Source organism: Rhodobium orientis (assembly GCF_003258835.1).
GTDB classification, from domain to species: domain Bacteria; phylum Pseudomonadota; class Alphaproteobacteria; order Rhizobiales; family Rhodobiaceae; genus Rhodobium; species Rhodobium orientis.
Map to the genome: position 1 here is coordinate 1 of NZ_NPEV01000086.1, position 11,384 is coordinate 11,384.

Annotated in this window: 6 protein-coding genes; 2 read left to right on the top strand and 4 right to left on the bottom strand. The window is 64.1% G+C overall.

Translation table 11 applies throughout. The features are described 5' to 3' along the window. The 4 genes from CH339_RS22905 to CH339_RS22920 form a co-directional block, all read right to left on the bottom strand. The coding region (locus tag CH339_RS22905) for an Rne/Rng family ribonuclease (RefSeq protein WP_111436733.1) at positions 1 to 2,399 on the bottom strand (2,399 nt) is incomplete at its 3' end. A gap of 564 nt (positions 2,400 to 2,963) precedes the next feature. Further along, on the bottom strand, positions 2,964 to 3,722 hold the full coding sequence (locus CH339_RS22910; protein WP_111436734.1) for a class I SAM-dependent methyltransferase: 759 nt from the start codon (positions 3,720 to 3,722) through the stop codon (positions 2,964 to 2,966). A 141-nt stretch (positions 3,723 to 3,863) separates the two neighbouring features. Then, entirely contained in the window at positions 3,864 to 4,262 is a 399-nt protein-coding gene (locus CH339_RS22915) for an NADH:ubiquinone oxidoreductase subunit NDUFA12 (RefSeq protein WP_111436735.1), read from the bottom strand. Between the two features lie 161 nt (positions 4,263 to 4,423). Beyond that, on the bottom strand, positions 4,424 to 5,137 hold the full coding sequence (locus tag CH339_RS22920) for a response regulator (protein WP_111436736.1): 714 nt from the start codon (positions 5,135 to 5,137) through the stop codon (positions 4,424 to 4,426). Between the two features lie 602 nt (positions 5,138 to 5,739). Between CH339_RS22920 and CH339_RS22925 the strand changes: the two genes are divergently transcribed. Continuing rightward, positions 5,740 to 9,468 carry a vitamin B12-dependent ribonucleotide reductase gene (locus CH339_RS22925; protein WP_111436737.1) on the top strand — a complete coding sequence of 1,243 codons (3,729 nt, stop codon included), beginning with the start codon at positions 5,740 to 5,742 and terminating at the stop codon, positions 9,466 to 9,468. A 215-nt stretch (positions 9,469 to 9,683) separates the two neighbouring features. After that, positions 9,684 to 11,051, top strand: a complete 1,368-nt coding sequence (locus CH339_RS22930; RefSeq protein WP_111436738.1) for a hypothetical protein — start codon at positions 9,684 to 9,686, stop codon at positions 11,049 to 11,051. Positions 11,052 to 11,384: the final 333 nt, after the last annotated feature.

Here is an 11,384-nt window from a genome sequence, read left to right on the forward strand (position 1 = left end):
AACGCTCCGGACCCAGCTCGACATCCTCGGCCGGCTCCTCGCCGTCGATCTCGGGCGCCTCGCCGATCTCGCCGGCGGCGGCGCTTGTTGTCGCTGTCGTCGCCGTCGGAAGACCCGTTGTCGCCGGCGTCGTCACCGCCCTCGTCGGCGACGGCAAGCTCGTCCTCGCCGTCATCGGAGCTCTGCGAGGTCTCGGAGTCGTCCCGGTCGGACCCGTCCCGGTCCGACGACGGGCGACGGCGCGGACGCCGGCGGCGGCGGCGGCTCGACGACTTCTTCTCGTCGCCGTCCGTATCCGTATCCGTATCCGCGTCGCTGTCGTCCTCATCCTCTTCCATGTCGATCTCGTCGGCGCGCACCTGATCCGGCGCGATCGCCTCCACACCGGTGCGCTCGACCCGCTCGATCGGATCGCCGCGCTCCAGGATGAAGTGCTCGCCATTGATCATCTCGTCGGCGAAGACCGAGACGGAAAGACCGAAACGATGTTCCAGGTCGGCCAGGTGCGGCCGTTTCTGGTTGAGGATATAAAGCGCCACCTCGGCGCGGGTGCGGATCCTGAGGTGATGCTTGACGCCGCGCATCAGGTGGTCTTCCAGCGCCCTCAGCACATGCAGGGCGACGGACTCGGTGGAGCGCACCGTGCCGGTGCCGCGGCAGGTCGGGCAGACCTCGGTGGAGCTTTCCAGGACGCCGGTGCGGATGCGCTGGCGCGACATTTCCATCAGCCCGAAATGGGAGATGCGGCCGACCTGGATGCGCGCCCGGTCCGACTTCAGGCATTCCTTGAGCTTGCGCTCGACCGAGCGGTTGTTGCGCTTCTCCTCCATGTCGATGAAGTCGATGACGATGAGACCGGCAAGGTCGCGCAGGCGAAGCTGCCGCGCCACTTCCGACGCCGCCTCCATATTGGTGGCAAGCGCGGTATCCTCGATATTGTGCTCGCGGGTCGCCCGGCCCGAGTTGACGTCGATGGCGACCAGCGCCTCGGTCTGGTTGATGACGATGTAGCCGCCCGCCGGCAGCGTCACCTGGGGCGAGAACATGGCGTCGAGTTGCGCCTCCACCCCGTGCCGGGTGAACAGCGGCGTTGCGTCCCGATAGGGCTGCACATGCTTGGAATGGCTCGGCATCAGCATGCGCATGAAGTCTTTCGCCTCGCGATAGCCATCCTCGCCGGCGACGGACACCTCGTCGATGTCCTTGTTGTAGAGATCGCGGATCGACCGCTTGATCAGGCTGCCTTCCTCATAGACCAGCGACGGCGCCGAGGACTGCAGGGTCAGGTCGCGGACGTTCTCCCACAGCCTCAGGAGGTATTCGAAGTCGCGTTTGATCTCCGACTTGGTGCGGCTGGCACCGGCGGTCCTGAGGATGACCCCCATGCCCTCCGGCACGGCGAGATCGGAGGCGACCTTCTTCAGCCGCTTGCGGTCGGTCGGGTTGGTGATCTTGCGGCTGATACCGCCGCCCCGCGCCGTGTTCGGCATCAGGACGGAATAGCGCCCGGCCAGCGACAGGTAGGTGGTCAGCGCCGCGCCCTTGTTGCCGCGCTCTTCCTTGACGACCTGGACCAGCAGCACCTGGCGGCGCCGGATCACTTCCTGGATCTTGTACTGACGGCGGCGGCGAAGGCCGCGCTGCGGCACTTCCTCAAGGGCGTCTTCCGCGCCGACCGACTCGACCTGGTCGTCGTCGTCGCCGTTGCGATCGCCGTTCCGGTCGCGGCCCGAGGGCCGCCGGCGGCGCCGGCCGCGGGACCGGGAACCGGACCGCTGCACCTTTTCGCCGTCATCGGCATCGCCGTCGTCGGAAAGCTCTTCGGCCTCGGCGGTCACCTTGTCGCCGTCTCCGGCGGATGCGGCCATCGACCGGGGTGCGCCGTCGTCGCCCGAATCGCCGTCATCGTCGTCGCTATCCGGCTCCTCGCCGCCATCGTCATCGTCGTCGTGGTCCGAATCCTCACCGGACTCGTCCTCGTCGTCGTCGTCGACATCGTTATGGGCGCCGTCTTCGGCGTCCTCGTCGGAATCCGGATCGTCGTGGTCGGAGGCGTCCTCGCCGTGCTCGTCGGCCGAGGCTGCGTCGTCCTCTTCCTTGGCGGCCGCCTCTTCCGCGGCCTCCTCGTCCAGCAGCGCCTGCCGGTCGGCGACCGGGATCTGGTAGTAATCCGGGTGGATTTCACTGAAGGCGAGGAAACCGTGGCGGTTGCCGCCATAGTCGACGAACGCCGCCTGCAGCGACGGCTCGACCCGCGTTACCTTGGCAAGATAGATGTTGCCGCGCAGTTGCTTGCGGTTGGCGGCCTCGAAGTCGAACTCCTCGACCCGGTTTCCACGCACCACCACGACCCGGGTCTCTTCCGGGTGGGCGGCATCGATAAGCATTTTGTTGGCCATTTGGCGAAAACTCCACGGCGATCGTGCGGGGGTCCCCACGCGCGCTGATGCGCCGCGATTCCCGGGACGATGCCGTCTGTGGCAGGAAAGGGATAAAGGAGCCGCGAGGCCTTTCGGCGTCGACGAAGTCGGCCGGTCTCGCACGGACCGGCTGAGCGCCGCCCGACCACGCGCACAAATCTGTTCGTGGCGTGATGCATCATGGCGTGCGCTGGCGACCCCTCATGTTGTTTCGACCCGCTTGGGTTTAAGCGGCGTCCGCATCGTGATCGCGCCGGAATCCGGTCACGACCTATAACCCGCTTGCCGTGCGTTGTGGCGATTTGCCGGCATCGGCAAGCGCAAAACCTTCGGATCCTATAGCCGTTGGTGCTGGTCGAACGGGCGAGACCGGGAGCCGGTCGGTGTTCGCGTAACGCGTTGAGGACAACGCGGAAATTCTCGCGCGCACCCTGTTCGCCCGTGGTCGGTTAGCTTGGGCCGGACAAGGAAATCCGTACTTTGTTATTTACGTAGCGGCTGACCAAATGGCAAGTCCGCACAGTCAAACCGTTTAAAGCGCTTTTAAAAAACGGGTTTGAGGGAGGCCGCCACCCGCAACCGAACGTAGTCGGCGTGCCACTTTCCGCTCGAATCGCAAAGCGCCGGGGCGAGCAGCGCTTCCGCCTCGTCGAGCGCCTCCTCGCGCTGAGACCCGAACTGCCGGAACAGCGGATCCCGAAACACGGCGATCCAGGCTTTCATCCCGGTCGGCAGCGGCGTCGGCCGGGAAAACGCAAAGATCGTTTCGACCGAAAACCCCTTTGCCTCAAGAAGGTCGGCATATTCCGCCGGCGTCGGGAAGTACCAGGGATGGGCCATCGCCGGATCGACGCCGCGATGGCGCGCCACGGCCACCATGGCGGTGGCGATCGCCGCCACGTTGCCGTGGCCGCCGAACTCCGCAACGAAGCGCCCGCCGGGCTTCAACGCCCGGGAAACGCCGTCGAGCACGGCCGCCGCATCGCGCATCCAGTGCAGCGCTGCATTGGAAAAAACGGCATCGAACTCGCCGGAAAAAGTCAACGCCTCGCCGTCCATCAGCCGTGCATCGAGGCCGCGCTCCTTCGCGGCGGCGACGAATTCCGGGCTGGAATCGACCGCAACGACCTCCGCGCCGGCCGCCGCGACCTTCTCCGTCAAAGCCCCGTCGCCGCAGCCGAGATCGAGGATCCGCTCGCCGGGCTTGGGATCGAGGAGCGCAACGACATCGGCTCCGAGATCGGAGACGAACCGCGCATTACGCGCATAGGAGTCGGCGGACCAGGTCTGCTTTTCGGCCATGACGGGCCATCCTTCGAATAATGACGTGTTCAGCCGACGCGGCTTTCGCGGCGCGCGGTCGGCGGGATCACGATTGGGTGAACGGAGGTGGATAAGCCCCGGCTATGCCGAACCAGGTGCCGTATCTCAGGCACCCGTATCTCAGGCGCTCGGGGTCCAGGCCTCGTAGTCGCCATCGCCCTCGGCCCGCGGACGGGTGTTGAGGATCGATCCGGCCGGGCGGTAGGCGCCGGCGGTGCCGGTCAGGTTCTCGCGATGCGGCTTTTCCCAGGGGAACGGCGTCCGCTTTTCCTCGTCCGGCGTCAGGTCGGTGCGGTGGTGCATCCAGCCGTGCCAGGTTGCCGGAATGGCGCTCGCCTCGGCCGTGCCGCTGTAGATCACCCAGCGCCGTTCGCCGAGCGGGCCGGCGTTCTTGGCCCGGTAATAGACGTTGCCGTATTCGTCCTCACCGACGCGTTCGCCCTTGCGCCAGGTGAAGAACCGCGTGCCCGCGGTCTCGCGGTTCCACCAGGTGAAGATGAGGAGAAGAAGGTTCTTCATGGGACAGGTCCGAATTCCGGGAACAACGGGCCGGACTATGCCGCCCGCGCCCGCGCTTGTCCAGAACCTGTTGCGGGAACAACACGCAAGGCTTGCGGCCGGAATTGCCCGGCGGGCAAAGCGCCCGGCGGACGGCCTTCCCAGCCATGACAACGGCAGGGTCAGCCGAAGCGGCGCTTGACCGCGGCGAACTCGCCGGCCTCGCCGGCTCGGCGCGAGCGCAACACGGGCTTTGCCTGCATCTTGGCCTTGGCGGCGCTGGTCGCGGTCACCGGTTCGGAGCCGACGACGTGGTTGTCCATGATCTGGTCGACCTGGCCCTGCAGCTCGGTGGAGCGCCGCTCCATGTGCTGGTGGAAGGCCTTGGCCCGGTTGATCGTCTTCATCCGCTCGTGCTGGGCGTCGAACGCCTCGCGCACGCCCTCGATGCCGACCGAGCCGTCCTCGGCGGCATGCAGTTCGCGCGAATCGCGGATCACCCAGGCGATGCATTCGTGCATGCGCGCCGGCGACACCGGCTTGGCAAGGAGATGATGGGCCCCGGCCCGCATCGCCTTTTCCACCAGCGGCCGCGTGGCGTGTGCGGTGACGAAGATCACCGGGACATAGCAGAGCGGCGCCATCTGCTCGTGGCGGATGGCACGCAGGAGCTGGAAGCCGCTGGTCGGGCGCATGCGCCAATCGGTGATGAGAAGGCTCGGCGGCTCGTTCAGCATCGCCTGGAGCGCGACGTCGGCCGAATCGAACACCCGGGTGCGCGCAAAGCGCAACGGCATCAGAATCGATCGGAGCACGGTCTGCATCGGCTTTGAGTCCTCAACGATGATCACGTCGAGGTCTTCCGGCGGACGCCGAAACGCGGTGTGGTGCGCCATTTTGTCTAGGCCTGCTGCGGGGTTTCACATTATCGGACGGTGACCCTGCCACAGCCGGCTTAAACCCCGCTCAAGAAGATGCCTACAATTGTAACGATCGCCGCAAATCCCGTTTTCCGGCGCATTTTTCGGGCTCGGCGTCGCCGCCTTTTGCGGCCGAAAAACCGATCTCCACAGTCCATACACAATATTTAGCCGATTAGGGTTTTGGCCCCACTATCGCTTGACGGCAAAAGCCGAGTCAGACTAGCTTTTCCCTCGCTGTCGAGAGTCCTTTCGGGCGTTGCGGCACGAGTACGGCAAGTTCCTGTGATTTCTGGGGTTTTCAAGCCGACATGCGGGTTTTTCACCCGTTGCCGGCAGGGGATTTCGTGTGCCTTGTCGAAGGGCGCTCCCGGAGTGACAAAGAATTTGCCTTTCAAACCCTGTTAACACTATATTTAGTGTTTCGAGGCGGCATAAGACACTAGATAACCGATCGTCGAATCGGGTTTAAGCAGGCTTCAGACAGAGATGCGGGCGCCGGGTTTCAGGGACCGGGCAACGGGTCCGGCACGTCCGGACGCGGCCTGAAAACAAGCGAATTGAAAGAGGCAGAATCGATGCGGATCGAGCGGCGTTACACGTCCAAGGGGCGTTCTCCCTATGCGGACATTGAGTTCCGGACCACCACCAGCGAGATCCGGAATCCGGACGGCTCGATCGTCTTCCGGCTGGCCGACATCGAGGTGCCGGCGGCGTGGTCGCAGGTGGCCAGCGACATCATCGCCCAGAAGTATTTCCGCAAGGCCGGCGTGCCCGCGCGGCTGAAAAGGGTCGAGGAAAACACCGTCCCGTCCTGGCTGTGGCGCTCCGAGGCCGATACCGAGGCGCTGGCAGACCTGTCCGGGGACGAGCGCACCGGCTCTGAAATCTCCGCCAAGCAGGTCTTCGACCGGCTCGCCGGCACCTGGACCTACTGGGGCTGGCAGGGCGGCTATTTCGACGGCGAGGACGACGCCCGCGCCTTCTTCGACGAGATCCGCTACATGCTGGCGACCCAGAAGGTGGCGCCGAACTCACCGCAATGGTTCAACACCGGCCTGCACTGGGCCTACGGCATCGACGGCCCGAGCCAGGGCCACCACTATGTTGACTTCCGCACCGGCGAGCTGACCCGCTCCCTGACCGCCTACGAGCACCCGCAGCCGCACGCCTGCTTCATCCAGTCGATCGGCGACGATCTCGTCAACAGCGGCGGCATCATGGACCTGTGGGTGCGCGAGGCGCGCCTGTTCAAATACGGCTCCGGCACCGGCACCAACTTCTCCGCCCTTCGCGGCGAAGGCGAGCCGCTGTCCGGCGGCGGCCGCTCCTCCGGCCTGATGAGCTTCCTGAAGATCGGCGACCGCGCCGCCGGCGCCATCAAGTCGGGCGGCACCACCCGCCGCGCCGCCAAGATGGTGGTCTGCGACATCGACCATCCGGACATCGAGAAATTCGTCAACTGGAAGGTCAAGGAAGAGCAGAAGGTCGCCGCCCTCGTCACCGGCTCCAAGATCTGCAACCGGCACCTCAACGCCATCATGAAGGCCTGCATCAACTGCCAGGGCCCCGGCGATGACTGCTTCGATCCGGCCAAGAACCCGGCCCTGAAGCGCGAGATCCGCGCCGCCAAGCGCGCCGGCGTGCCGGAGAACTACATCCGCCGGGTGATCCAGTTCGCCCGCCAGGGCTACGCCTCGATCCAGTTCGACACCTATGACACCGACTGGGATTCCGAGGCCTACCTCACTGTCTCCGGCCAGAACTCCAACAACACCGTGCGCGTCACCGACGAGTTCCTGGAAGCCGCCCAGAACGGCGACGACTGGAACCTGATCCGCCGCACCAATGGCGACGTCGCCAAGACCCTCAACGCCTCGGAGCTTTGGGAAGACATCGGCCACGCCGCCTGGGCCTCGGCCGATCCGGGCATCCAGTTCCACACCACCATCAACGACTGGCACACCTGCCCGGCCGGCGGCGAGATCCGCGCCTCCAATCCGTGCTCGGAATACATGTTCCTCGACGACACGGCCTGCAACCTGGCCTCGCTGAACCTCATGCAGTTCCGCGACCAGACCAAGCGCTTCGACGTCGTCTCCTTCGAGCATGCCGTCAGGCTGTGGACCGTGGTCCTGGAAATCTCCGTCCTGATGGCGCAGTTCCCGTCCGAGCGCATCGCCGAGCTCTCCTACCAGTACCGCACGCTCGGCCTCGGCTTTGCCAATATCGGCGGCCTCCTGATGTCCTCGGCGATCCCGTACGACAGCGACGAGGGCCGCGCCATTGCCGGCTCCATCTCGGCGCTGATGACCGGCGTGTCCTACGCCACCAGCGCCGAGATGGCCGGCGAACTCGGCGCCTTCCCGCAATACGAGCCGAACCGCGAGGCGATGCTGAAGGTGATCCGCAATCACCGCCGCGCCGCCCACGGCATGGTCGAGGGCTATGAGGGCCTCAACACGCCGCCGGTGCCGCTGGAGCACGACGCCTGTCCGGACCGCCGTCTGGTCGAGGCCGCCTGCCAGGCCTGGGACCGGGCGCTCGCGCTCGGCGAGGAGCACGGCTACCGCAACGCCCAGGCGACGGTGATCGCGCCGACCGGCACCATCGGCCTCGTCATGGACTGCGACACCACCGGCATCGAGCCGGACTTCGCCCTCGTCAAGTTCAAGAAGCTGGCCGGCGGCGGCTACTTCAAGATCATCAACCGGGCGGTGCCGGAGGCCCTTGCCACCCTCGGCTACGGCGACACCGACATCCGCGCCATCGTCGACTATGCGGTCGGCCGCGGCACGCTCAAAGGCGCCCCCGGTGTCAACCACGAGACGCTGAAGGCCAAGGGCTTCACCGACGAGGCCATCAAGACCGTGGAAGGCTCCCTCGCCTCGGCCTTCGACATCAAGTTCGCCTTCAACAAGTGGACGCTGACCGAGACCTTCTGCGTGGAGACCCTCGGCGTCGATGCCGCCGCCCTCGACGATCCCGGCTTCGACCTCCTGGCCGCCATCGGCTTTTCCAAGGCCGACATCGACGCCGCCAATGTCTATTGCTGCGGGGCGATGACGCTGGAAGGCGCACCGAACTTGCGGCAAGAAGACCTTGCCGTCTTCGACTGCGCCAATCCGTGCGGCCGTATCGGCAAGCGGTATCTCTCGGTGGACAGCCACATCCGCATGATGGCGGCCTCCCAGCCGTTCATCTCCGGCGCCATCTCCAAGACCATCAACATGCCGAACGACGCCACCGTCGCCGACTGCAAGAGCGCCTACGAGCTCTCCTGGCGCCTGGCGCTGAAGGCGAACGCCCTCTACCGCGACGGCTCCAAGCTGTCGCAGCCGCTGAATTCCCAGCTCCTTGCCGAGGACGAGGACGATGCGGAGGACGCCGCCGAGGCGATGGTCGCGTCGGAGCCGGCCAATGCCCGCGCGGCGGCCGTGGCCGAGCGCATCGTCGAGCGGATCGTCGAACGCCACATCCGCGACCGCGAAAAGCTCCCCGATCGGCGCAAGGGCTACACCCAGAAGGCGATCGTCGGCGGCCACAAGGTGTACCTCCGGACCGGCGAATACAATGACGGGCGCATCGGCGAGATCTTCATCGACATGCACAAGGAAGGCGCCGCCTTCCGGTCGCTGATGAACAACTTCGCCATCGCCATCTCGCTCGGCCTGCAATACGGCGTGCCGCTGGAGGAATATGTCGACGCCTTCACCTTCACCCGCTTCGAGCCGGCGGGCCTGGTGCAGGGCAACGAGGCGATCAAGAACGCGACCTCGATCCTCGACTACGTGTTCCGCGAGCTGGCCGTCTCCTATCTCGGCCGCCACGACCTGGCCCATGTGGACCCGAACGACATCGGCTCCACGGCGATGGGCTCCGGCGTTGCCGAAGGCAAGCCCTCGCCGACCGAGAACGTCGTCTCCAAGGGTCTGGTGCGCGGCCGCACCGAGCGCTTCCGCGTGCTCTCCGGCTCCGGCGACCCGAAGGGCGAGGCCGGCGGCGGCGCCACTGCCTCGGGCAGCAACGTGACCAGCCTGAAGAGTTCTGGGTCGACGACGGCGGCCTCGGGCCAGGCGGCGGCCACCGCGTTCAGGCGCGACCTGCAGGAGGAGCTGGAGGCCGAACTCAGCGCCGAAGCGGCACCGGTCGAAGTCGAGACCGCACCGAAAGCCGACCAGATCGCCCTTGCCCGCCTCAAGGGCTATGAGGGCGAAGCCTGCGGCGAATGCGGCAACTTCACCATGGTCCGCAACGGCACCTGCCTGAAATGCGACACCTGCGGCTCGACGAGCGGCTGCAGCTGAGGAACAGCCAGCCGCCGGCACCAACGCCGGCGGCCCTTTCCGGCGAAGACGCACCTCCCGGTGCGTCCACACTAGGCGGCCTCAGGGCCGCCTTTTTGTTTTTTGGGGCCCGTCGCCCGCTTTCCCTGGCTCTCCGCTTTCACTTTTACGCGCGGACTTTACTCATCAATTGATCCATGGTTGCATATATTTAGCGTTCTGTTTCGGGGGGTAAAATGCCAGACTTCTGCACAGACAACTTCAAAGGGGAACGTGCTCGTCTCTTCCCCGTTTTGGCCGAAACGTCCAAAGAGGGTCGAACCCTCTCAATCATTCTCTCATGTCTCGAAAACGTGCAGGAGTTTGGGCGATCGCTACTGTCCGACCTGGGCGTAAGTGTCGGTGTAAGAACCAGAATTGAAACCTACACCGAAGTCGTATTCACGAAGAAGGCGAATGAAAAGGCCCTGCGCCCCGATGGGCTGATCAAGGTTGAAAACGGCAAGCGGACATGGGTTGCCCTGGTCGAGGCCAAGGTCGGCAAAGCCGAACTGACAGCAGAGCAACTGGAGGCATACCTCGATATTGCGAAGCAGAACGGCATCGATGCCCTGATTACCATCTCAAACCAATTTGCCCCCCTTCCTTCTCACCATCCGGTCTCGCTGGGTGCACATGCACGCAAAAAGGCAACGCTGTTTCATTGGTCATGGATGTACATCCTCACGGAAGCGAAGCTCCTGCTCGACAACAGAGACGTCTCAGATAGGGACCAGCAAATCCTTTTGAATGAGATGGTGCGGTTCCTCACGCACGACAGCGCAGGCGTGAAGAGTTTCGACCAGATGCCTGCCTCTTGGGGTGACGTCGTCTCAAAGCTTCACGCTGGCGGAACACTCTCTGCCAATTCGGATGAAACGAAGGAGATTGTTGGTTCGTGGCATCAGGAGTCACGTGACCTCAGCCTGATCTTGAGCCGTCAACTCGCAACAAGTGTCGAGATTAAGGTTCCACGCAAACATGCGGCCGACCCGACCGAACGCGTCAAAGCCGATGTCAAAAAGCTCATCGAAGACAAATGCGTCTACACAACGCACAATGTACCAGACGCCGCGTCACCTTTGGAAGTTTGCGTCGATTTCCGTAGTCGCTCCATCGTCATTTCCATGAAACTGAAAGCTCCGGGCGATCGCAAGACAACGAAAGCGCGGATCAATTGGCTTCTGAAGCAACTCCAAAAAGCCGAAGATGACACCATCCTGATACGGTTTTATTGGCCAGGCAGGGCCTCACACACTCAGTTCACCTTGAAGGATCTACGCGAGGACATCACGCCTGCCATCGATGGCAAACAAGGAATGACGGTGTCGTCGTTTGATATCGTGATGGTGAAGGACTGTGGCGCACGATTAGGCCAACGCAGGAACTTCATCGTCGATATCGAAAATGCCGTGCCGACCTTCTACAAGGGCGTTGGACAGTATCTGCGCGTCTGGCAGGCAGCCGCTCCCAAACTCCGCGAGGAAAAGACGGAAGCATCAGACGTCGACACCAAGGCGCTACGTGAGGAGGCAGACAAAGCAGCACTCGAGCGGGGTTCGTAGAGCATATGTCTCCTGCCAGAAGAAGCACCTGGACGATAGCCGAAGCCAAGAGAGAGTTTTCGACACTACTAAAGCTCGCGCGTCACGAGGGTCCACAATGGATAGGTACGCGACGTCAATACGTCCTCGTTTCAGCGGACCTTTGGGAGAAAAAGACCGCTCGCCGCCCGCCCCTCGGAAAATGGCTGGTAGACAACATGCCCCGCGGTATCGACATCCCTCTGCCGGACCGCTCAACCTGACCCGTCACCCCAACTGTCTTCTTAAGCTTCTTTCCGTGCTATATTTCACTGACGGGAGGAAGCGATGGCACAATCAGGAAAGAGGTTGGGA